Annotated in this window: 19 protein-coding genes and 1 riboswitch; of the genes, 6 read left to right on the plus strand and 13 right to left on the minus strand. The window is 59.9% G+C overall.

From position 1 onward, the window contains the following. The first annotated feature begins 76 nt into the window (after positions 1 to 76). Positions 77 to 550 (plus strand): RDD family protein, encoded by a 474-nt coding sequence (locus MHK00_RS02050; protein WP_049377713.1) that lies wholly within the window; start codon positions 77 to 79, stop codon positions 548 to 550. Positions 551 to 625: 75 nt separating this feature from the next. Here MHK00_RS02050 and MHK00_RS02055 read toward each other — a convergent pair whose 3' ends face one another. The 7 genes from MHK00_RS02055 to sucB all read right to left on the minus strand — a co-directional run bounded on the left by MHK00_RS02055 (position 626) and on the right by sucB (position 10,307). Continuing rightward, complete coding sequence (locus tag MHK00_RS02055) at positions 626 to 1,411, minus strand: DUF4191 domain-containing protein (RefSeq protein ID WP_250408625.1); 786 nt, start codon at positions 1,409 to 1,411, stop codon at positions 626 to 628. A gap of 81 nt (positions 1,412 to 1,492) precedes the next feature. Beyond that, positions 1,493 to 2,557, minus strand: a complete 1,065-nt coding sequence (lipA, locus tag MHK00_RS02060; protein ID WP_005327094.1) for a lipoyl synthase — start codon at positions 2,555 to 2,557, stop codon at positions 1,493 to 1,495. Between the two features lie 127 nt (positions 2,558 to 2,684). Next, positions 2,685 to 3,488 carry a lipoyl(octanoyl) transferase LipB gene (gene lipB, locus MHK00_RS02065; protein WP_250410205.1) on the minus strand — a complete coding sequence of 268 codons (804 nt, stop codon included), beginning with the start codon at positions 3,486 to 3,488 and terminating at the stop codon, positions 2,685 to 2,687. A gap of 80 nt (positions 3,489 to 3,568) precedes the next feature. After that, entirely contained in the window at positions 3,569 to 3,961 is a 393-nt protein-coding gene (gene gcvH / locus MHK00_RS02070) for a glycine cleavage system protein GcvH (RefSeq protein ID WP_005324433.1), read from the minus strand. A gap of 36 nt (positions 3,962 to 3,997) precedes the next feature. Then, positions 3,998 to 5,110: a glycine cleavage system aminomethyltransferase GcvT gene (gene gcvT / locus MHK00_RS02075; RefSeq protein WP_250410206.1), complete on the minus strand. Its 1,113-nt coding sequence runs from the start codon at positions 5,108 to 5,110 to the stop codon at positions 3,998 to 4,000. 2 nt (positions 5,111 to 5,112) lie between these two features. Then, on the minus strand, positions 5,113 to 7,956 hold the full coding sequence (gene gcvP / locus MHK00_RS02080; RefSeq protein WP_250410207.1) for an aminomethyl-transferring glycine dehydrogenase: 2,844 nt from the start codon (positions 7,954 to 7,956) through the stop codon (positions 5,113 to 5,115). A gap of 293 nt (positions 7,957 to 8,249) precedes the next feature. Next, a complete protein-coding gene (gene sucB / locus MHK00_RS02085) occupies positions 8,250 to 10,307 on the minus strand; it encodes a 2-oxoglutarate dehydrogenase, E2 component, dihydrolipoamide succinyltransferase (RefSeq protein ID WP_250410208.1) in 2,058 nt (685 codons plus the stop codon). A gap of 125 nt (positions 10,308 to 10,432) precedes the next feature. Between sucB and MHK00_RS02090 the strand changes: the two genes are divergently transcribed. Further along, a complete protein-coding gene (locus tag MHK00_RS02090; RefSeq protein WP_005328980.1) occupies positions 10,433 to 10,843 on the plus strand; it encodes a hypothetical protein in 411 nt (136 codons plus the stop codon). Here MHK00_RS02090 and thiC read toward each other — a convergent pair. From thiC to MHK00_RS02105, 3 genes are all read right to left on the minus strand, one after another. Then, positions 10,835 to 12,616 carry a phosphomethylpyrimidine synthase ThiC gene (gene thiC, locus MHK00_RS02095; RefSeq protein ID WP_250410209.1) on the minus strand — a complete coding sequence of 594 codons (1,782 nt, stop codon included), beginning with the start codon at positions 12,614 to 12,616 and terminating at the stop codon, positions 10,835 to 10,837. The two genes, MHK00_RS02090 and thiC, sit on opposite strands and share 9 nt — an antisense overlap. Further along, positions 12,615 to 12,725, minus strand: a riboswitch (TPP riboswitch). It overlaps the preceding gene by 2 nt. A gap of 316 nt (positions 12,726 to 13,041) precedes the next feature. Next, positions 13,042 to 13,578 (minus strand): isochorismatase family protein, encoded by a 537-nt coding sequence (locus MHK00_RS02100; RefSeq protein ID WP_250410210.1) that lies wholly within the window; start codon positions 13,576 to 13,578, stop codon positions 13,042 to 13,044. A 38-nt stretch (positions 13,579 to 13,616) separates the two neighbouring features. Next, entirely contained in the window at positions 13,617 to 15,104 is a 1,488-nt protein-coding gene (locus tag MHK00_RS02105; protein WP_250410211.1) for a leucyl aminopeptidase, read from the minus strand. A gap of 103 nt (positions 15,105 to 15,207) precedes the next feature. Here MHK00_RS02105 and MHK00_RS02110 point away from each other — a divergent pair, with 103 nt between their 5' ends. Beyond that, positions 15,208 to 16,305 (plus strand): branched-chain amino acid aminotransferase, encoded by a 1,098-nt coding sequence (locus tag MHK00_RS02110; RefSeq protein WP_250410212.1) that lies wholly within the window; start codon positions 15,208 to 15,210, stop codon positions 16,303 to 16,305. A 7-nt stretch (positions 16,306 to 16,312) separates the two neighbouring features. Here MHK00_RS02110 and MHK00_RS02115 read toward each other — a convergent pair whose 3' ends face one another. Continuing rightward, a complete protein-coding gene (locus MHK00_RS02115) occupies positions 16,313 to 17,107 on the minus strand; it encodes a nicotinate-nucleotide--dimethylbenzimidazole phosphoribosyltransferase (protein ID WP_250410213.1) in 795 nt (264 codons plus the stop codon). Between the two features lie 12 nt (positions 17,108 to 17,119). Next, entirely contained in the window at positions 17,120 to 17,812 is a 693-nt protein-coding gene (locus MHK00_RS02120; RefSeq protein WP_040425198.1) for a DUF3043 domain-containing protein, read from the minus strand. A gap of 141 nt (positions 17,813 to 17,953) precedes the next feature. Between MHK00_RS02120 and MHK00_RS02125 the strand changes: the two genes are divergently transcribed. Continuing rightward, positions 17,954 to 18,298, plus strand: a complete 345-nt coding sequence (locus MHK00_RS02125; RefSeq protein WP_005324455.1) for a HesB/IscA family protein — start codon at positions 17,954 to 17,956, stop codon at positions 18,296 to 18,298. Between the two features lie 66 nt (positions 18,299 to 18,364). Here the strand turns inward: MHK00_RS02125 and asnB are convergent, their stop codons facing one another. Then, complete coding sequence (gene asnB / locus MHK00_RS02130) at positions 18,365 to 20,287, minus strand: asparagine synthase (glutamine-hydrolyzing) (RefSeq protein ID WP_250410214.1); 1,923 nt, start codon at positions 20,285 to 20,287, stop codon at positions 18,365 to 18,367. A gap of 390 nt (positions 20,288 to 20,677) precedes the next feature. On the opposite strand from asnB, the gene ctaC reads away from it, so the two are divergent. Further along, on the plus strand, positions 20,678 to 21,751 hold the full coding sequence (gene ctaC / locus MHK00_RS02135) for an aa3-type cytochrome oxidase subunit II (protein WP_005324460.1): 1,074 nt from the start codon (positions 20,678 to 20,680) through the stop codon (positions 21,749 to 21,751). Between the two features lie 19 nt (positions 21,752 to 21,770). Further along, positions 21,771 to 22,202 (plus strand): aa3-type cytochrome oxidase subunit IV, encoded by a 432-nt coding sequence (ctaF, locus tag MHK00_RS02140; RefSeq protein WP_250410215.1) that lies wholly within the window; start codon positions 21,771 to 21,773, stop codon positions 22,200 to 22,202. Positions 22,203 to 22,582: the final 380 nt, after the last annotated feature.

A 22,582-nucleotide genomic window follows, 5' to 3' on the forward strand; every position in this document is an offset into this window, starting at 1 on the left:
CCTACTAGGTTCCCATCGTTGGCATCGCGATTCCCCTCGTTTCACATCTCACTTTGTGCCCGCTAGATTGGTGAGCATGGCAGATAAGCGTACGTGGCTCGACGGGCCGAATATTCCGGGCGAATACGATGACATGGAAGGTCCCGGCCGCTGGCCGGGCGAAAAGCTCGGCCTTCCGGAGTCCGGGCCGGGGTCACTGGCCCCCGTTGGCCGCCGCGCCGGCGCCGTGGCCATTGACTGGATCGTGTGCATGCTCATTGCCAACCTCATCCACATGTTCACGACGGAACTCGGCGGTGTGGCCTTCTTGGGCTACGCCCTGTGGGTCATCATGGGCATTGTCTGCGGTTGGCTCTTTGCCCGCACCCCCGGCATGCTGCTGCTGGGTATGGGCGTGGCGCGACTCGACGTCCCCGGCGCTCGCGTGGGCCTATGGCGCGCGGCGCTGCGCACGGTGCTTACCGGTGTGCTGTTCCCGGCAGCCATGGTTGATGCGGATGGACGCGGCATGCACGACCGCGCCACCGGCACCATCGTCATTCGCTCCTAAGCCGCCCGACTTTTCTGGGCATAAGAAAATCCCTGTCACACCTCATAAGGTGCGGCAGGGATTAGCTTTTGGCGCCTACTTATTCTTCTTGCGCTGCTGGGCGCGGCGCATGCGGCGGTTCATGCCGGCCATGTTCTGCGCCTGGTGGGGCATAGGGCCCTTAGGCATGCCCGGGGTGGTACCCGGCATGGAGTCCATGGCCTCGATGCGGCGGATGTTTTCGTAGGTTTCGTTCTTATTGAAGTTGCGCGGCAGCTTCATGACCTTATTGCGCAGCTTGGATACGGGAACCTCGTCCTCGCCGTTGCCCACGAAGATCTCGTAGACGGGAACGCCGCCGGCGATCTTGTCTACACGCTTCTTAAGCTGGTTCAAGGTGGGGCGTACGCGGTTCTTATTGCCCTCGCAAACGAAGATGACGCCGGCGTTGCCGATGACGCGGTGGATAAGATCCTGCTGGCGGGTGGCGGCTACACCGGTCTTCACAGACCACACGATGCCCACGGTATTGCGCAGCTGCTGCTCCAGCGCCCAGCCGGCAGCGCCCGGCTGGTCTTCCACGCGCTTGTACATATCGCGCTCAAGGCGGCGGGTGAAGAGGAACATAGCGAGCAGCGCGCCGATGCCCAAACCGAGGATGAGCATGAACCATTCGCCGCCAAAAAGCATGCCAATGAGGAAGAAGAGCAAGCCCATGCCCAGGAAGGCACCCAGCATGATGGGGATAAGCGCCTTATCCTGCTTGCGCTGCATATTGAATGCTTGCCACATCTGGGACCAGGTTTGCTTACGCTGCTGGCGCTTGGCCGCGCGTTCTTGCTTCTTTGCAGCCTTTAGTGCTGCCTTGTCATCTTTCGCCATGGCTCCTACTTTAAAGGTCAACGGGCATAAATGTTAAAACGGCCCACGCGAAAAGCGCAGGCCGTTATGAAAACGTTCGGTTTAGCGGATGGTGGCCGCCGCCGAATTCGCATTAGCCGGGGTCTTGGCCATGCGGGTGGTCACTGGAGTCTCTTCCGAGGGGCCGTACTTCTCCAGCAGGGTGGAGGCCTCTTGGGCAGTGGCACCCTGGGAGGTCTCGGCCAGGTGCTTGAGGTTTTCTGGCAGCTCGAAGCCGCGCTTTTCCATGGCCTGCACGTAGAGGCGGCCGGCGCGGTAGGACGAGCGCACCAGCGGGCCAGACATGACGCCGCCGAAGCCGAGCTCCTTGGCTAGCTTGGAGTGGGCGACGAACTCCTCTGGGCGCACCCAGCGCTCAATCGGGTGGAAGCGCGGGCCGGGGCGCAGGTACTGGGTGATGGTGATGATATCGCAGCCAGCAGAGCGCAGGTCACGCAATGCTTCCTCGACCTCATCCTCGGTCTCGCCCATGCCCAAAATCAGGTTGGACTTGGTAATCAGGCCATAGTCGTGGGCCTGGCGGATAACGTCCAGGGAGCGCTCGTAGCGGAAGGCCGGGCGGATGCGCTTAAAGATGCGCGGCACGGTTTCCAGGTTGTGGGCAAAGACCTCCGGCTTGGCCTCAAAGACCTCTTCCAAAAGGTCCGGCTTGCCGGAGAAATCCGGGGTGAGGTTTTCCACGCCGGTATGCGGGTTGAGCTCGTGAATCTTGCGCACGACCTCGGCGTAGAGCCAAGCGCCCTCATCAGGAAGATCGTCGCGGGTAACGCCGGTAATGGTGGTGTAGTTAAGGTCCATTTCCCGGATGTTTTCGGCCACGCGGCGCGGCTCGTCGCGGTCTAGTTCTTCCGGCTTGCCGGTGGCAATATCGCAGAAGTCGCAGCGGCGGGTGCACTTATCGCCACCGATAAGGAACGTAGCCTCGCGGGATTCCCAGCACTCGTGGATATTCGGGCAGCCTGCCTCCTGGCACACGGTGTGCAGGGAGGCGCCGGCCACGCGGGACTTCATGTCCTCGTAGCCCGGGCCGGTGCGGACCTGGTTGCGAATCCAGCGTGGCTTTTGTTCGATGGGTGACTCCGCATTCTTCTTTTCAATGCGGAGCATCTTGCGTCCTTCAGGCTTTACAGTCACAAAAACTCACTTTATCGGTTGATGGTGGTGATGGCTAATAGCTCTTCTAGGTATATGTCGCCGCGGTCACATCCTATTCCGCGCCAGCCCCGAACGAGGGCTACTGCTGCGCTTGCCGACGCCTCTCCCGTGCCCTTTCATTAGCCAGCTTCGTGGGATCCGGGGCTGAGCCGAAGGTGTGGTCGGCAACGATGAGGCGGCCCGAGAGGGCATCGTCCAGCGCTTGCAACAGCGGCTGGGTGGCGTCCTCGAGGCTGACCTGGTGGCCCAGTTCTAGAGACAGGGTGGTCACGTCGGCGTCATCGATGCCACAGGCCACGATGTGGTCGTAGTACTCCAGCGTATTGCAGCAATTGAGCGCCAAGCCGTGCATGGTCACCCCGCGGGTAATGCGGATGCCCAGGGCGGCAATCTTGCGGTCGCGCTTCGGGGCAGCCGGATCCTTGGCCTGGGTGGTGGAAGGAACCCAAACCCCCGAGCGGCCATCGATGCGCCCAGCGGTGGTCACCCCCATCTGGCGAACCGTCTGGATGGTGGCTTCCTCCAAGCGGCGTACATAGTCGACGACGTCGACAGGCTCAGCCAGCTTGATAATGGGGTAGATGACCAACTGGCCCTCGCCATGCCAGGTGATGCGCCCGCCGCGGTCCACGGTGATGACGGGCAGGTCGTTATCGGGCATATCCTCTGGCTGGGTGCGTTTGCCGGCGGTATAGATATTGGGGTGCTCAACCACGAGCACCACGTCGCCCTGCTCGCCCTTGGCGCGGGCGGCCGCTACCTCGGCCTGGTAGTCCCACGCCTCTTGGTAGTCCATCCGGCCCAAGAAACGGACCTCTAGTGGCTTATCGGAGGCGCGGATGGAGCGCTCGGCGGGGAAGAAAGGATCGCGTGGTGCAGTCATAGCCTCAAAGTTTCCTCTGGTGCGGCGGGCAAAGCAAAGCGGGAGGATGCGCGTGGCACACCCTCCCGCGTGGGGCTGAATTAGTCCAGGCCGTTAGCGGATGCGTAGGCGGCGGCATCCATGAGCTCGCCTGCCTCATCTACCTCGACCTCGAAGAGCCAGCCCTCACCAAACGGGTCGTTGTTGATGACGGCGTAGTCATCGTGTACGGCCTCGTTGACGGCCTTGACGGTGCCGGTGACAGGGGAGTAGAGGTCAGAGACGGACTTGGTGGATTCGACCTCGCCACAGGACTCGCCGGCGGTCACGGTATCGCCCACCTCCGGTAGCTCGGCGAAGACAACCTCGCCCAGGCGATCGGCAGCGACGGAGGTAATGCCGATGCGCACGGTAGCGCCAGCGACGGCGTCAGCGGTGGCGTTGACCCACTCGTGGTCTTCGGAGTAGGAGAAATCTTGTGGAAGGGTAGCCATGGTGGTGTAGTCCTTTCGGGCTGGTTGAGAAAGTGTTTACTTATCGCGCTTGTAGAACGGCAACGCGGTTACTTCAAAAGGATAGCGCTTGCCGCGGATCTCTACTTCGACTTCGGCGCCGGGCTCGAGTTCGGCGCTGGTTTCCAGCAGCGCGATGGCAACTGGGTGTCCCAGGGTGGGGGAAGGCTGGCCGGAGGTGACGGTTCCGACCTTCTTGTCTCCCACGAATACTTCGGCGCCGGCGCGCGCGGCGCGGCGCTGCGTGGAGGTGAGGCCGGTGATTGCCACCTGTGGGCCGTCGGCGGCGCGCTGGCGGATGACCTCGGCGCCGACGAAATCGGCCTCCTTCTTGGCAAAGGCACGGGCCATGCCCGCCTCTACCGGGGTGATATCGCGAGAGAGTTCGTTGCCGTAGAGCGGCATGCCGGCCTCGAGGCGCAGGGAATCGCGGGCGGCAAGGCCACACGGCTTGATGTCATACTCTTCACCGGCCTTGAGCAATTCCTCCCACAGCTGTGGGGCATCGGAGTTATACACGATGAGCTCGAAGCCATCCTCACCGGTGTAGCCGGTGCGCGCGATAATGGCAAAGGTGCGCGCTACCTTGCCCATGGTGGCAGCGTAGTAGCCGAGGTTATACACCTCGTCCTGCTTATTGTCTTCTACCAGCGGCACGAGGATTTCTGCGGCCTTAGGGCCCTGGACGGCGATCATGGCGACGTCCCGGGACTCGTTCTTCAGAGTCACATCGAAGCCCTCGGCGCGATTGTTGAGCTCGTCCCATACGGTATCGGCGTTGCCGGCATTCGGGACGACGAGGAATTTGTCCTCTTCAAAGCGGTAGGTAATCAGGTCATCGATGATGCCGCCGTCTTCAGCGGTAATCATGGAGTACTTGGCCTTGCCCACCTTGAGGGGCTCGAAGTTGGAGATGAAGGCATAGGACAAGAACTTGCCGGCGTCGGCGCCATTGACCCAGATTTCGCCCATGTGGGATAGGTCAAAGAGGCCAGCGGTGCTGCGCACCGCGCGGTGCTCGTCCAGCTCGTTCTGGTACTTCAAGGGCATGTTCCACGGGCCGAAGGCCGTGAAGGTGGCGCCGAGCTTGTCGTGCTCGGCATGGAGTGGGGAGGTGAGTAGTTCGGTCATGGTTACTCCTCAGAATCGTCGATGTCGAAAGCTTCTGGTGGTGGGCAGCTGCAGACCAGGTTGCGGTCGCCGTAGGCCTCGTCGATGCGGCGCACCGGCGGGAAGTACTTGTAGCTGTGGCGCAGGGATTTCACGGGCCACGCGGCCTTTTCGCGGCTGAAGGAGAACTCCCACGTATCGGAGCCGATGGACTCCGCGGTAAATGGTGCGTGGTGGATAACGGAGCCTTCGTAGGAGACCTCGCCGTCGATGATCTCTTGGATCTCCGCGCGAATGGTGCGCATGGCCTCAATGAAGCGATCCAGCTCGCCCAAGTCTTCAGACTCGGTGGGCTCGACCATGAGGGTGCCAGCCACCGGGAAGGCGAGGGTCGGGGCATGGAAACCAAAGTCCACGAGGCGCTTGGCTACGTCAGCTGCGGTGACCCCGGAGGCGTCGGTAAGCGCGCGCAGATCCAGGATGCATTCGTGCGCCACCAAGCCAGCGTTGCCGGTGTAGAGCACAGGGAAGGAATCTTCCAAGGACTTGGCCAGGTAGTTCGCGCCCAAAATCGCGTGGGCGGAGGCCTGGGCCAGTCCCTGCGCACCGGTCATAGCAAGGTACGCCCAGGAAATCGGCAGCACACCCGCCGAGCCATACTTGGTATTGGTAATTGGTACGCCCTGACCTACCGGGGTAGCGGTGGTGGCATCCAGCTGCGGATCCGCGGCGTTGGTGGGCAGGAAGGGGATGAGGTGCTCGGCCACTGCGACCGGGCCCACGCCTGGGCCGCCACCGCCATGCGGAATGGTAAAGGTCTTGTGCAGGTTGAGGTGGGAAACATCGCCGCCGAACTGGCCGGGGCGGGCCCAGCCGGTCAGCGCGTTCATATTCGCACCGTCGATATAGACCTGGCCGCCCACCGCGTGGACCTTATCGCATACGTCGCGGACCTCGGGGTCAAAGACGCCGTGGGTGGACGGGTAGGTCACCATGATGCCGGCGATGTGGTTGCTGTGCTTGGCAATCTTCTCATCCAAATCCGCCAGGTCAATAGAGCCATCCTCGGCGGTCTTGACCACAACAACGCGCAGGTTAGCCAGCGTTGCTGAGGCTGCATTGGTACCGTGCGCGGAAGCTGGGATGAGCACTACATCGCGCTCGTTATCGCCATTGGCTACGTGGTAGCGGCGGATGGCCAAAAGACCCGCCAGCTCGCCCTGGGAACCGGCATTGGGCTGGATGGAGACCTTGGCGTAGCCGGTAACCTTGGCCAGCCAGCCCTCAATCTCTTCTACCAATGCGCGCCAACCGGCGGTCGTTTCCTCTGGTGCGTAGGGGTGGATTCCGGCAAACTCCGGCCAGGAAATCGGCTCCATGGCGGCGGTGGGGTTGAGCTTCATGGTGCAGGAGCCCAGCGGAATCATGGTGCGGTCGAGCGCCAAGTCCTTATCGGCCAGTTTGCGCAGGTAGCGCAGCATCTGGGTCTCGGAATGGATGCGATTGAAGATCTCGTGCTGGAGTGGCTCCTCGCCGCGCTGCAGGTTCTCCGGCAGGGCAAAGTCGGCCTCAGCAGCTTTGGCGCCGAAGGCCTGGGCGAGCTTGGCGACGTCCTCCTTGGTTGCTGACTCACCAAAGGACACCGATACCTTGTCCTCGCCAATGGTGCGCACGAGGTAGCCCTCCTTCTGGAGGTCAGCCTTGATGGTGGCGGCGTCTACGCCGGCGACGGTAACGGTATCGAAGAAGTCCTCGGAAGTTAGTTGTTTCCCGGCATCCTTGACGGCCTGCGCAAAGGAGGAAGCGAGCGCGTGGACGCGCTGGGCAATGGCCTTGAGACCTTGCGGACCGTGGTAGACGGCGTACATGGAGGCGACATTAGCCAGTAGTGCCTGCGCAGTACAGATATTGGAGGTAGCGCGTTCACGGCGAATGTGCTGCTCGCGGGTCTGCAGCGCTAGGCGGTAAGCGGGGCGACCATCCGCGTCCTTGGACACGCCTACGATGCGGCCAGGCATCTGGCGCTTGAGCTTTTCCGTGACCGCCATGTACGCAGCGTGCGGGCCGCCGAAGAAGAGCGGAACGCCAAAGCGCTGGGAAGAACCGAGCACAATATCGGCGCCCAGCGAGCCAGGTGCCTCCAGCAGGAGCAGCGAAAGCGGGTCGGTGGCCACGGTGGCCAAAGCGCCGCGGGTGTGCAGCTCCTCGATGATGGTGGAGGGGTCAAAGATGTCGCCCTCGGTACCGGTGTAGGCGATTACCGCGCCGATGAGGTCCTCGCCCACGAGGCCTTCGCGCAGGTCCACGATTTCTACCTCAAGGTCAATCGCGCGGGCGCGCTCCGCGGCGACGGTAAGCACCTGCGGGTGCAGGCGAGAATCCAGCACCACGCGGCGACCCTTCTTGACCGCGCGGGACATAAGCCCCACGGCTTCCGCGGTGGCAGAGGCCTCGTCCAGCAAAGAAGCATTCGCGATGGGCAGTCCGGACAGGGACTCAATCATGGTCTGGAAGTTCAACAGCGCTTCAAGACGACCCTGGGAGATCTCTGGCTGATACGGGGTATAGGCGGTGTACCATCCCGCATCCTCCAGTAAACCGCGGCGGATGACCGCGGGGGTGAGGGTGTCAGAAAATCCTTGTCCGTAGAAGGACTTCAGCACCGTGTTCTGGTTGGCGTACTCCCGCAATGTAGCCTGCGCTTCATCTTCCGAGAGCGCCTCAGGAAGCTGAGGCAGTTCTGCGGCGCGGATCTTTGACGGAATGGCGGAATCGACCAGCGCGTCCACGCTGTCGTAGCCTACCTTCGCAAGCATGGTGGCCTGCTCCGCAGAATCCGGCCCTAGGTGGCGGGAGATGAATTCCATGTCAGTGAGACTCCTTAATAGGGGGACAGTGGCTGTAACCGCCCCAATTATATGTTTAACAATGGGTGAGCCGATCCCGCTTTGGAAACTTTTATGCAGCGCGTCACTGTATAGAACTGCACCCAGTGCGCTCACCATGGGCTTAGGGGCAAAGCTCCCTCAACACCTCGAATAAAAGGGGATGGATTAGTCCGGTGTTTTGGGATCCATCACCCCCACTTGGCACCCCAGACATAGCTAAAGCCTCTTAGCCCCGCAGTGGGGCTAAGAGGCTTTAAGCGGCGATAGAACCTTTAGACTTCGAGGTCTGCTTGGAAGTCAGCGGTCTGCAGGCGGTCCTTGATGGTGGTGATGAAGCGGCCTGCGTCCGCACCGTCAACTACCTGGTGATCGTAGGTGAATGGCAGGTAGCACATCTGGCGGATGGCGATGGCGTCCTGGCCGTTCTCGTTGACAACAACCGGGCGCTTCTCAATAGCCGCGGTGCCCAGGATGCCGGCCTGTGGCGGAACCAAGATCGGGGTATCGAGCATGGCGCCCTCGGAACCGATGTTGGTCACGGTGAAGGTAGCACCGGTGAGATCGTTCGGCTTCAGCTTGTTATTGCGGGCCTTATCAGCCAGCTCTGCAATCTGCTGAGCGATCTGCGGCAGGGTCATATTCTGTGCCTTGTGGATGACCGGGGTGAGCAGGCCCTTCGGGGTGTCAACGGCGATAGCGATGTTGACGTCCGAGTGGTAGGTCATCTCCTTGGTCTCTGGGTTGTAGGACGCATTGACGTTCGGGTGGGAGACCAGAGCCTCGGCGGTAGCCTTCACGATGAATGGCAGGAAGGACAGGTTGGCACCGTGCTTGTCGATGAACGCCTGCTTGTTCTTCTTGCGCATATCCCAGATGGCAGTCATGTCGACTTCCTGAACGTGGGTAAGCTGCGCAGAAATCTGCAGCGCCTCGACCATCTTGGCGGCGGTGATTTCGCGGATGCGGTTGACCTTCTGGGTGGTGCCGATGAGCTCCTGCTTGGCCGGATCCACGGACTTGGTGGACCAACGCGCGCGTGGGGAGTTATCAGACTGTGCGCCAGACTTGGCAGGTGCATCGCCTTCTCCAGCAGCGGCGAGCACGTCCTGCTTGCGGATGCGGCCGCCCACGCCGGTGCCCTCAACGGTGTTGAGGTCTACGCCGTGCTTTTCAGCCAGCTTGCGTACCAGTGGGGTGACGTAAGGAACGTTGTCGCCATTGTTGACCTTGGCAGAGGTGTTCAGGGAGGAATCCTGCTTGGACTCCTTCTTTTCCTCAGCCTTCGGTTCTGGCTTCTTGTCTTCCTTTTCTTCGGCCTTGGGCTCTTCCTTCTTTTCTTCCTGTGGCTCTGGCTTGGCCTCGGAGGAGGATGCGGTGGCGTTTTCGTCGCCGATGCGGGCGATGACTTCGCCGACCTCGATGGTGTCGTCCTCGTCGGCGAGGATTTCTACCAGGGTGCCTGCTACGGGGGAAGGAATTTCGGTGTCGACCTTGTCGGTGGAGACCTCGAGCAATGGTTCGTCTACCTCGACGGTGTCGCCGACGGACTTGAGCCACTGGGTGATGGTGCCCTCGGTGACGGACTCGCCGAGTTCTGGCATTTCCACGTCGGCTGCGTCGCCGGAGCCGCCGTTGGAGGAGTCAGCCTTCGGTTCTGGCTTCTTCTCTTCCTTTTCTTCTGCCTTGGGCTCTTCCTTCTTTTCTTCCTGTGGCTCTGGCTTGGCCTCGGAGGAGGATGCGGTGGCGTTTTCGTCGCCGATGCGGGCGATGACTTCGCCGACCTCGATGGTGTCATCCTCGTCGGCGAGGATTTCTACCAGGGTGCCTGCTACGGGGGAAGGAATTTCGGTGTCGACCTTGTCGGTGGAGACCTCGAGCAATGGTTCGTCTACCTCGACGGTGTCGCCAACGGACTTCAGCCACTGGGTGATGGTGCCTTCGGTGACGGATTCGCCGAGTTCTGGCATTTCCACGTCGGCTGCGTCGCCGGAGCCGCCGTTGGAGGAGTCAGCCTTCGGCTCTTCCTTCTTTTCTTCTGCTTCTTCCTCGCCCTTATCAGCGGAGGAGTCGTTGGATGCGGAGCCTGCCTCATCCTCGTCACCGATAATGGCGATGACTTCGCCAACCTCGATGGTGTCATCCTCGTCAGCCTTAATTTCAATAATGGTGCCGGCTACGGGGGAGGGGATTTCGGTATCGACCTTGTCGGTGGAGACCTCGAGCAATGGTTCGTCTACCTCGACGGTATCGCCGACGGACTTGAGCCACTGCGTGATGGTGCCTTCGGTTACGGATTCGCCCAGCTCGGGCATCTCAACGGAGTTCGCCATGAGTTATAAGACTCCTCGAAAGTTGGAAGTGTTCTATCGCTACCCGACAATCTTACAGCGTGATGCTCACCCTCGTGCAGATGTGGGGTTAGTAACTACCCTCCTTCCGGGTAAGCTAGGCAATTATGTTCAACCCTTTCCGCCGCAATAAGTCCAGATCGTCGCTGCGACCACCCCGCGGACCGGGGGAGACCGTCCGCCCGGAAGACGCGCAGGATCTGCAACAGTGGGCCGCCGGAAAGGCTTTTGTAGAAGCCTTTGTGGAGCCGGAAACGGTAGTCAATGAGATGTCCGTTGTTGTTGTGGATGAAAACGGCGAGTTCATTCGCCGTCGTATCGGCGGGCCAAAGGGCATCGATGCGGTGGCCAAACTTTTGAGCTGCGATATTTATGATGTAGAAGAAACCGGCTATCCGCAGCGCATGCGCGATCGCATGGAAAGGCAGCGCATCTTGCGCAAAAGGGAAGAGCAAAGGCAACGCCGCGCCCGATTTGAGCGCGGCGAAAATCCCGATACAGGGCGAGAGCTAAGCTAGGTCAGCATCCTCGCGTACATAAATTTGAGACCCGTTGCGGCGGAATTCGGCGGATTTTTCCTGCATACCTTCCTCAGGTGCTGAGCCGTGGGCTGCCGCGTGGACCTGCTCGCCCAGCGTCGGCATGCCCAGCTCGGCCATTTGCCCGCCGAACATCTCGCGGATGTCTTGGCTAATGCGCATGGAGCAGAACTTCGGCCCACACATGGAACAAAAGTGTGCGGTCTTTGCTGGCTCAGCAGGCAACGTTTCATCGTGATAGGCCTGCGCGGTCTCTGGGTCGAGGGAGAGCGCAAATTGGTCATTCCAGCGAAATTCAAAGCGGGCCTTGCTCATGGCATCGTCCCAAGCGCGGGCGCCTGGATGTCCCTTGGCCACGTCCGCTGAATGCGCCGCAATCTTATAAGTAATGACGCCAGTTTTTACATCATCGCGGTTGGGCAGTCCCAAGTGCTCCTTCGGCGTGACATAGCACAACATGGCTGTACCACCCATTGCGATATGGGCGGCACCGATGGCGGAAGTGATGTGATCATAGCCAGGGGCGATATCGGTAACTAGAGGGCCGAGGGTATAGAAGGGGGCATCTGAAGCCCAGTCCTGTTCGAGTTCGTTGTTTTCTTGAATCATGTTGAGCGGCACGTGTCCGGGGCCTTCCACCATGACTTGGACGTCATACTCCCAGGCGCGGCGGGTAAGCTCGCCGATAGTCTTTAGCTCTGCAAATTGGGCGGCGTCGTTGGCATCGGCAAGGCTGCCGGGGCGCAGGCCGTCGCCAAGCGAAAATGCAACATCGTATTGAGCGAAAATCTCGCACAGCTCATCGAAGTGCTCGTACAGAAATGACTCTTTGTGGTGAGCAAGGCACCATCCCGCCATGATGGAGCCACCGCGGCTGACAATGCCGGTCACGCGATTGCTTGCTAGCGGTACATACGCCAAGAGCACACCGGCGTGAATGGTCATATAGTCCACACCCTGTTCGCATTGCTCGATGACGGTATCGCGGAAGATTTCCCAGGTCAGATCCTCTGCCACGCCATTGACCTTTTCCAATGCTTGGTAAATAGGCACGGTGCCAATGGGAACTGGGGAATTGCGCAGAATCCACTCGCGGGTGGTGTGGATATCGTCACCAGTGGAAAGATCCATTACGGTGTCCGCGCCCCACTGGGTAGCCCAGCGCAGTTTGGACACTTCTTCCTCGATGGAGGAGGTAACCGCGGAGTTACCAATATTGGCGTTGATTTTGGTGAGAAATTTTCGCCCAATGATCATGGGCTCAGACTCGGGGTGGTTGACATTATTAGGGATAATGGCGCGGCCGCGAGCTACCTCAGCGCGAACGAATTCCGGATCGCAGTGCTCACGCAGTGCTACGAATTCCATTTCGCGGGTGATGATTCCTTGGCGAGCGTAGTGCATTTGAGTTACGCGGCGCCCAGGCTGAGCCTTAAGCGGCGGGCGCTTAGAGCCTTTCCACTCTTGGGAAGACGCCCCGCGGCGCTGTGCGGCACGTCCATCGTCAGCCAGCTCGCGGCCGCGACCGGCGTACTCTTTGGTATCTCCGCGCTCGCTAATCCACTCGCTGCGCAGGGTCGGTAGCCCCACTTCAGGTGCGCATTCTGGCCCACGTGTGCGGTAGACGCGGAAGGGCTCATTGGGGCCTTGTGGGGAATCATCCAGTTGGATTTCGGTCTCTGGAACTTCTAGACCGTCGTGGTGAATGGGGGAATAGGAATGCTTAGGGTGGTTTTCTGGGGCAGCCGTCATGGCAAGCGCTCCTCTCTTCCTTCGTAGGTATTAACCAAACAGGTTCGAACGGTCTATGCGCAGCTTTAGCGCACTCTCAGCCCGTGCTCGGGCACCCGTGGGGACGCAGATCACCCTATAACAATCGTCTCGCGTAGCGCAGAGCTTTCGCCAATTTGGTGGAGACGCATTTGCCGAGGTGAGGTAGTAGGAGCCTTGGTGGCACAATTCAACAGGAAACTTTCAGGTACTTGACACCCGGATCCAATATCGGCATTCCATACTTAATTCATGCGTTTGAGAGAGCGCATGCGAGAGAGATAGAGAGAACCCCTCCCGTTTCCAGAGGGCGGCTACTTTAGCCGATACATGGAAACACCTTGTAGAGAGACGCCAGCGGCCCTCGGACCACATTCGGTTCGAGGGCCGTAGGCGTTTTCCTGTGTTTAGCAGATGATGGCGCCGGCGGCGGCCAACTCTTGCAACGCGGCCTCGCCGCGGGCTTCGTCCACTGGGGAGCAATATTCACGCAGTACGCGGACGGAAAAGCCCTCCCTAAGGGCGTCGGCAGCCGTGGCGCGCACGCAGTGATCGGTGGCAATGCCCACGATATCCACGGCGTCAATGTGGCGCTCGCGCAACCAGTCAGCGAGCAAGGTGCCGTTCGCAGCGCCCTCGAATCCGGAGTAGGCGGCGGTGTATTCGCCCTTGCGGAAGTAGGCTTGCGCCGGCCCGATGCCCTCATGCATGGCTGCGCCGTGGGACTCGGCTACGCAGTGCACCGGCCAAGAATCGACAAAATCCGGGTCCTTTGAAAAGTGAGAACCCGGATCGATATGCCAATCCTGCGTGGCTACGACGGTTTCGTAGTCCTGTTGCAGGGAGGCGATTTTTGCAGCAACCTCATTGCCCCGCTCAGTGCCTAAGGCGCCGCCGGGGCAGAAGTCATGTTGTACGTCAACGATGATTAAAGCAGGCTTCATGCCTCTAGGATTCTAAACGCACTAAGCCTGTTGTGGTGCTACTTTGATTCAGCAATCTCGCGCAGGGCGGCAATTACCGTGCGGGTGGGTACGCCGGTGCCCATCTTCGGGGTGTATCCATAAGCGCCCGTGGTGTTGAAGGAAGGGCCTGCCACGTCGATATGAGCCCATTCGATTCCCTCGCCCACGAAGTGCTGGAGGTAGGTGCCGGCGTATTCCATGCCGCCCTCACGCTTGGCGTTGATATTGCGGATATCGGCGCTGGCAGACTTCACGGATTCCTCGTGCTCTTCTAGCAAAGGCATGGCCCAAGCCTTCTCGCCCACCTCGCGGCCAATCTCGGCCATGCGATCGCGGAATTCTTCCGAGCCCATCACGCCGGCGGTGCGCTCACCCAGGGCGACCATCTGGGCACCGGTCAAGGTCGCGGTTTCGATGAGGTAATCGGGCTTGTCCTCGCTGGCGCGCGCAATGGCGTCGGCAAGCACGAGGCGGCCCTCCGCGTCAGTGTTGAGAACCTCGGAGGTAATGCCGCCGTAGTGGGTGATGACGTCACCCGGGCGGGTGGCATCGCTGCCCGGCATGTTTTCTGCCAGCGGCAGGGTAGCGGTGATGCCCACCTTCAGATTCAGCTTTGCCGCAGCGATGATGGCCGCGGCCATTGCAGCGGAACCGCCCATGTCAGAAATCATGTCCCACATCTTGGCGCCCGGCTTGAGGGAAATACCGCCGGTATCGAAAGTGATTCCCTTGCCTACTAGGGCGACGTGGCGCTTGGCCTTCTTCGGCTTCCAGCTCAAGCGGACCAAGCGCGGCGGACGTGCGGACCCACGGCCGACGGCCATGATGCCGCCAAAGCCCTGCTTTTCCAGTGCCTTTTCATCCAACACCTCCACCTCAAGGCCGGCTTCTGCCGCTTGGGCAGACAGGAACGCGGCGTAGGTTTCTGGGTAGAGCAGGTTGGAAGGGGTATTGACTAGGTCGCGGGCGATGAGGACGGACTCGGCGGTAATCTTGGCGCCGTCGAATTCCTCTTGTGCGGACTTCTCCGCCACCACGGTGTAGGTGGTGGTTTCCGCGGCCGATTCAGAGCGCAGGCCAGAGTACTTATAGCCGCCGAGGATGAGGCCTTCCACCACTGGGGTGATACCGAAATCGCCCAGGGAGGTGGCTACGGCCCCCACCTTGGTGATGGAACGCGCGGCCTGGCCGGCAGCGCGGCGCAGCGTCTCATCGTCTACTTCTTCCGCATCGCCCAAGCCAACGGCGATGATGGATGCTACACCCGCCTTGGCTGGGGCTGGCACCCGCGTGACCTCACCGGCCTTGCCAGAGGCCCCGACGGCCACCAGCGCCTCATAAGTGGAGCGCAGCGCTGCGCCCCCAAGTAATTCGGTGCCTGGCAGTTCTAGGCCGCCTTCGCCCTCGAAAGCGGCGATAAGTAGAGCTTCCGCCTTCTTAGGAACCTTCTTTCCCAGCTTTACCTGGGGAAAGTGGCCGCGTGCTGGTAGATCGGACTGTGCCATTGTCTCCTCCTTTATGGAAAGGCTTATCAATCTTCCCACCACTGTACCGCGCAGCGATGAACTTATTCCTGCCTCGCTATAGATAAAGGGGTAGATTGTGGGCATGCTTGATTACACGATTATTCGTTCTGATAACCCCACCTCCGCGGAAGAATTGAGCGATATCCTCGCCAACCCCGGCTTTGGCAAGCACTTTACAGACCACATGGTCACTATTGAGTGGACCGAAGAAAAGGGATGGCACGATGCTCAGGTGCGCCCATACGGACCGATGACCATGGAACCTGCCAGCAACGTATTCCATTATGGGCAGGCTATCTTTGAGGGCATCAAGGCCTACCGTCAGCCGGATGGTTCTATCGCTACTTTCCGGCCGGACCACAATGCGCAGCGCTTTATCAACTCCGCTGAGCGCCTGGCTATGCCCGAGCTTCCGCAGGAGGAGTTTATCGAGTCTCTGCGCCAATTGGTGGAAGCGGATCAGGACTGGGTACCAGAAGCCGGCGGGGAAGCAGCGCTGTACCTGCGCCCGTTTATGATCTCCACCGAGGTCTCCTTGGGCGTTCACCCCGCCAATTCCTACCGCTATGTGCTCATTGCCTCCCCAGCGGGTTCCTACTTCAGCGGCGGGATCAAGCCGGTTTCGGTGTGGCTATCCACCGACTACGTGCGCGCAGCCCCTGGCGGCACCGGCGCGGCCAAGTTTGCGGGCAACTACGCAGGCTCGCTCTTGGCGCAGGCCCAGGCAGATGAAAAGGGCTGTGACCAGGTGGTCTGGTTGGACGCGATTGAGCGCCGTTACATCGAGGAGATGGGCGGAATGAACCTGATGTTTGTGTATGGCTCTGGTGATAGCGCGGAGATTGTTACACCAGAACTATCGGGATCCTTGCTGCCCGGCATTACCCGCGAATCGCTATTGCAGGTAGCGCAGGATTTGGGCTACAAGGTCACCGAGCGCCGCATTACTACCGAAGAGTGGCAGCGCGATGCCGAATCCGGCGAAATGTCGGAGGCCTTTGCTTGTGGCACTGCCGCGGTTATTACGCCGGTGGGTCACGTAATGGGAGATTCTGCGGATTTCCAGGTCAATGGGAATGAAGCGGGTGAGATCACCATGGCCCTGCGCGAGCGCCTCACCGGAATCCAGCGCGGCGCAGTGGAGGATACCCACGGTTGGCTCCATACCCTAGTGAAGTAACCCCTGCTTAGGAGTCCGCGGCGATCTCCACTCCGGTGAGCAGCAGTGGCAGCGCCGCGAGGGCACCGAGCGTAGGTTGTGGCTCCATTCCCAGTTCCAGGAGGGGGTGGAGCCCTAGCTTTTCCAGTGCCAACTTATGCGCAGGGGCAGTGGATAGGGAGGTGGCGAAGAGCCAGTCTTTCACACCGGGATTATCGCGCTCAGCAAGAAGCGCGGCGGTGGCGGTCAAGGGGGCGTCGATAAGCAGGGGCGTACGGCGCTCCGCGGCCCGGGCAATGAACCCCACCGTGGCTGCTAGCACGGTGGACTGGCACGATTCAACCAGCTCCATGCCCTCGAGGTTGCGTGCGCGGAACATGGCGTCCCGGATAGCGCAAACCTCGCGCTTCCAGTCTTCCACGCTGCGCTGCTTGCCGACGATCACTACCGGTTCCGTTTGCGTCATAGTTGCCATTACCACGGCCGGTACTCGGGCGAGCTCTTCGCCGCCGGGGATGAGGAGGTCAGCCCCGGCATCAATTTCCGCATCTGCCGTAGCGGCTCCAAGGCTGTAGGCCTGGGAATAATCCGTCACGGTGACTACATTCAGCCCGGCCTCGGCGCGACGCGCGGCGGTCTCAGCAGCTGAAAGCGAGGTCTCTTGATCCGCGAAAATCACGGCCCGCACGCGCCGCGGCTCATGGGCAGGCGCCGCGCCTTGGCAAGCAGCCAGCCATTGAGCGGCGTCGGTCAGGCGCCCCCAAGGGGCGAGCCGTGCGTCCTGTGCGGTATGTGCCTGCTTATCGGGCTGCGCAATGGCCATGAGTAGCCCTCCCTAAACGTCAGCGCCGAGCTCCACGCGAGGGCGCGGGATGCGCCACTTGCGCGGCTGGCTGGCGCGAGAATACGCATAAAAACCAAGGCTAAAGCCGGCTTCGGTGGTGCCAGGGAATTTGGCGCGCACGGCATTATTGCAGCGGCGGGCCAAAATGACGCCCTCGATGGCGAAGATAACGAGGATAACCATCGCTACCGCATTGATGATCGTCGCAATGCTGGGTACCGCGTAGGTCAAGAACATGACCACGATGAGCACCAAGGCCATCGGCATGACCCAGTTGCTCAGGCTGCGGCGGGCATCCACCCAATCGCGTACATAGGCGCGCACCTCACCCTGGTCGCGCGCGGGCAGGAAGCGCGGATCGCCTTCTGCCATGCGAGCCTGCTGCTCGCGGTTGGCCTGCTGACGCTCTTGGCGCTCCTTCTTCTTATATTCCTTCCACTCGTCCTTGCTCATGGACTTCTTCATGTCCTTGCGGTGCTGGTAGCGCTGCGCATCGGACATGCCATGGGGATCGCGCTTTACGCCGCGTGCAATCTCTTGCTCTGCGCGCTTTGGCGTAGGACGACCCTTCGGTGGGGTATAGCCCTTGCGCTGGGGCACTTCCTGAACTTCTGCCTGAGCTTTGTCCTGTACAGGAGCAGGCTCAGTGGAGGTCTTGTCATCTTTTTGCCACGGGAGTTTCACGCTCCTCACACTACAAGGTTTAGGTGTGAATAGGGGAATAGGCCCGGCGCAGATGGTGTTGAAGGTATGGGCTACCTTTTCCCACCTGAACTAACCGGGTAGGGTAGTGGCAACGAATCCAATACTTATTGAGGAGAAGTGATGACCGCTCCAGCTTCCGCAACCGGCGTCATTCTGACCGAAGCAGCAGCCGCAAAGGCAAAGGCGCTGCTTGATCAGGAGGGCCGCGACGATCTCTCCCTGCGCATTGCCGTACAGCCTGGTGGCTGCGCTGGCCTGCGCTACCAGCTCTACTTTGATGACCGCACCTTGGATGGTGACAAGGTTGACCAGGTAGGCGGCGTAAACCTCGTTGTGGACAAGATGTCCGTTCCCTACCTGACCGGTGCCAAGATTGACTTCGCTGACACCATTGAGTCCCAGGGTTTCACCATTGATAACCCGAATGCCACCGGCTCTTGCGCTTGTGGCGATTCCTTCAACTAAAGAGAAGGAAATACAAAGAGGGTGGGTGCCAGTGGCACCCACCCTCTCTTTTTGTGTGGAAGGCTCTTAGAGCTTGACTGGGTAGTCGCGCTGCTCGATCTGCGGATCGATGCGCTTTTCCACAAAGATGCCGTGCCAGATCATAAAGGACAGGACGGTCCACAAGCGGCGGGAGTGATCGGAAACGCCATCTCGGTGCTCCTTGAGCATCTCGAGAACTTCCTTCTTATTAAAGATGTCCTCGGTCTGGGACTCATTGATGGTGTCCTGGGCCCAGCCGTATAGCTCATCGCCGGCCAGCCAGTGGCGCATCGGCACTGGGAAGCCCAGCTTCTTGCGATGCAGAACATGCGCCGGGACGATCTGCTCCATGGCCTTGCGCAGGGCGTACTTGGTGGTGCCGTGCGAAATCTTCAGGTCATAAGGGATGGACTCGGCAACCTTGAAGACTTCCTTGTCTAGGAATGGCACGCGCAGCTCCAGCGAGTTGGCCATATTGATCTTATCGGCCTTGACCAGGATGTCACCGCGCATCCAAGTGAATAGGTCCAAATGCTGCATGCGTGCGACCGGATCAAAGTCCTCAGACTGGGCGTAGATGGGGGCGGTAACCTCGCGGTGGTCCCATTCGCGCTTTGCCCACGGGATAACGCGCTGCATCTGCTCAAAGTTGAAGGAACGAGCATTGCCGTAGTAACGCTCTTCCATCGTCATCGAACCACGGTTGAGCAGGGACTTGCCCTTCATGCCCTCGGGTAGAACCTGCGAGAGCTTGCCCAGTCCGCGACGCAGTGGGGAAGGGATCTTCTCAAACGGGGCGAGGGACAGTGGTTCCTTGTAGATGGTGTAGCCGCCAAAGAGCTCGTCCGCGCCCTCGCCGGAAAGAACTACCTTGACATGTTTGCGGGCCTCCTGCGCCACAAAGTACAGCGGCACCAGCGAGGGGTCAGCCACCGGATTGTCCAGGTACCACATGATCTTCGGGATGGACTCGGCATATTCTTCGGGGGAGACAATCTTGACGATGTGCTCCACGCCAATAGCTTCCGCGGACTCCGCTGCGACATCGACCTCAGAGTAGCCCTCGCGCTCGAAGCCGGTGGTAAAGGTAAGTAGATCTGGGTTGTGGCGCTTGGCCAGGGTGGCAATAGCGGTGGAGTCAATGCCGCCAGATAGGAAGGAACCCACGGTGACGTCGGCACGCATGTGCTTAGCGACGGAATCTTCCAGCGCCTCCGCAATGCGGTTAAATAGCTGCTGCTCTTCGCCTTGCTTTACCTGCTGTACAGGGAAGCGGGGCTTGAAGTAGCGCTCGGCGACAACATCTTCGCCCGGGCGAAGAGTGACAGTGCAGCCGGATTCAACGCGGCGAATATTCGCGTGGAGGGATTCTGGCTCCGGGACGTATTGCAGGTCCACGTAGTGCTCAATGGCGCGACGGTCAAGGTTGAGAGCTAGACCGAGCTCATCCGCCATCTCCAAGATGCACTTCATCTCCGAAGCGAAAACGGTACCCGCCTCGGTAGTGGCGTAATACAGCGGCTTGATGCCAAATTGGTCGCGAGCGGCAAACATCGTCTTGGTGTGGGTGTCCCAGATGACAATGCCGAACATGCCGCGCAGGTGGTTGACTACGTCCTTGCCCCAGTGGTGGTAGCCCACCACGATGGGCTCGCCATCGCCCTCGGTGTGGAAGGTGTAGCCGAGGCCCTTGAGCTCTTCGCGCAGCTCCACGTAGTTGTAGATTTCGCCGTTAAAGGTCATGGCGTAGCGGTCGGGCTCGTCCTCCGGGCCCCAGCGGAGGGGCTGATGGGAGTGCTCCAAGTCAATAATGGACAGGCGGTTGAAGCCGAAGGCGGCATCGCCGTCATGCCACGTGCCGGCCGCATCTGGGCCGCGGTGGCGCATGCAGGGCAGGGAACGTTCCAGCGCGTCAACGTACTTATCTACGTTGCCTGTGGCGGCGAGCATGCCAAGAAGTCCGCACATGTAAAGATTGCTCCTTATATATAAGCGTCTATTGCTAGTAACCCACTTTACGGCCAGAGAGCGTGAAACCAGAACACGCCACGGCTTAAGGAAACCTGCCGACTGCCTTGGAATTAGCTTCCCCGATAGGGGTGCGAACTTTCGGATGATGGTTCCGTCCGATTCCTGTGAATTGGCGCACATGGATTCTGGGGCTGCTGGGGGTGCGGTTGGAACATTGTGCAGGTGGGGCGGTAACCTACCTGAAGGAGAATATGAAATGAGCGCACTAGGTGCCCTTTTATGCCTTTAAACAGGCTGGGAATCTGGCAATTATCCTCTATTCTGATTGGGTAAGAGTGCTCTGTGAGTATTCGAGAAGTTTTGTGTGGACAGAAAGGCAGAACACACGTGGGACAGCGTAATAAGCGCACCTTTGCCCGCAAGGCGGGCGTAGCTGGCGCACTTGCCCTGGGTGGACTCGCTCTGGCAGGTTGTGACGTTCAGGCGCCAACTGCTGTAGAGAACCTCCTGGGATTCGGTTGGCCGAAGGGCATTACCCCTGAGGCGGAGGCCATGTACAACTTCTGGATTTGGGTCTGGGTTGCCGCATGGATCGTTGGTTTTATTATGTGGGGCCTGTTCCTCACTGCAATCTTCCGCTGGAGCGCGAAGAAGGCAAAGAAGGACGGCAAGGGCGAGTTCCCGCGCCAGATCCAGTACAACGTTCCACTGGAGATGGTTCTGACCATCGTCCCTATCCTCATCATCATGGGCCTGTTCTTCTTTACCGTTCAGACTCAGCAGAAGGTCACCGCCTTGGATAAGGATCCAAAGGTTGTCGTCGACGTCACCGCGTTCCAGTGGAACTGGAAGTTCGGTTACGCCGAGAATCACGTCAATGGTGAGAACTACGACGGCGCCGACAAGGAGCGTCAGGCTGAGGCAGAGAAGACCGCTCACGACCCTGAGGGCGTGGACAACCCGAACCCAATCCACGGGAAGTCCATGGGCGACCTTTCCTACCTGAACTACAACAAGATTGAGACCGTCGGTACCACCGAAGAGGTTCCGGTTCTGGTTCTTCCTTCCGATACTGCGATTGAGTTCCGACTCGCTTCCGGCGACGTGTCCCACGCATTCTGGGTACCGGAGTTCTTGTTCAAGCGCGACGTCTACGCACACCCAGAGGCAAACGCTCAGGAGCGTAGCTTCCAGGTGGAAAAGATTGAGAAGCAGGGCGCATTTGTTGGCCGTTGTGCTGAGATGTGCGGTACCTACCACTCGATGATGAACTTCGAAATCCGCGTTGTCTCTCCGGAGGACTTCAATACCTACCTGAAGTTCCGTGAGGACAACCCAGAGGCCACCAACGCGGAAGCCCTGGAAGAAATCGGCCAGGACCCATATGCGGTAACCACCCACCCGTTCTCCGGCGAGCGTGACACCGCTAAGGGCGACAACTACGTAAACACCGCGGCATAAGAGATAAGGACACAACACAATGCGTGCAACATCGAAAGTCTTTTACTCAATCGCGACGTACCTTCTTGTCTCGCTGATTGTCTACATCTTCGGCGTCACCTTCGTTAAGGACGATGGCTACCTCTACGGTGCCGAGTGGGTTGGCATCGTGGGCATGTTCCTTGCCTTCCTGCTGTGCATGATGCTGGGTGCTTACCTTCACTTCACTGATGACCGCAGTGACATCCTGCCAGAGGATTGGGAAGAGGCAGAAACTGAAGATGCCGCTGGCATCCTTGGCTTCTTCTCCCCAGGCTCCATCTGGCCGCTGGCTATGACTGGCGCCATTGGCCTTCTTGGCTTGGGAATCATCTTCCTCTACTTCTGGCTGATTGCCCTCGGCGCTGTCTGCCTCATCGCGGCCTGCACTGGCCTGTCCCTCCAGTACGGCCTGCCGAAGGAAAAGCACTAATTCCTCGATGTAAAGGAATCCCTGCCTAAAACTTCTCCGCCCTCCTAGCCACTATGGCTAGGAGGGCTTTGGCGATCCAGCGTCGTTCGCGACGCAAGAAAGTTCCCGAGAATTTCAAAAGTTTTACCGGTGGGGGAGGAGTGGCTGATCTTGCTGCATGTTCGCGATGGCGCTTCTTCTGCATTCTGGCACGTAGGAGCCGATTTTTGCGGGGGTCGTTCGAAAGTTGTAAAGCAGGGCGTTTGGGGGGCTCGTGGAGTGTGATTTATCTCTCCAGGCAACGGGGGCGGGTACACGGACTGGTGTATCGATAAGTGGAGGCGTCGGGTGGCCGGGGTGCTTCGGAATTTCAGGGTAGGGCCCGACGTGTGGTGTCACCT

Source organism: Corynebacterium tuberculostearicum (genome assembly GCF_022347385.1).
In the GTDB taxonomy this organism is placed as follows: Bacteria; Actinomycetota; Actinomycetes; order Mycobacteriales; family Mycobacteriaceae; genus Corynebacterium; species Corynebacterium tuberculostearicum_M.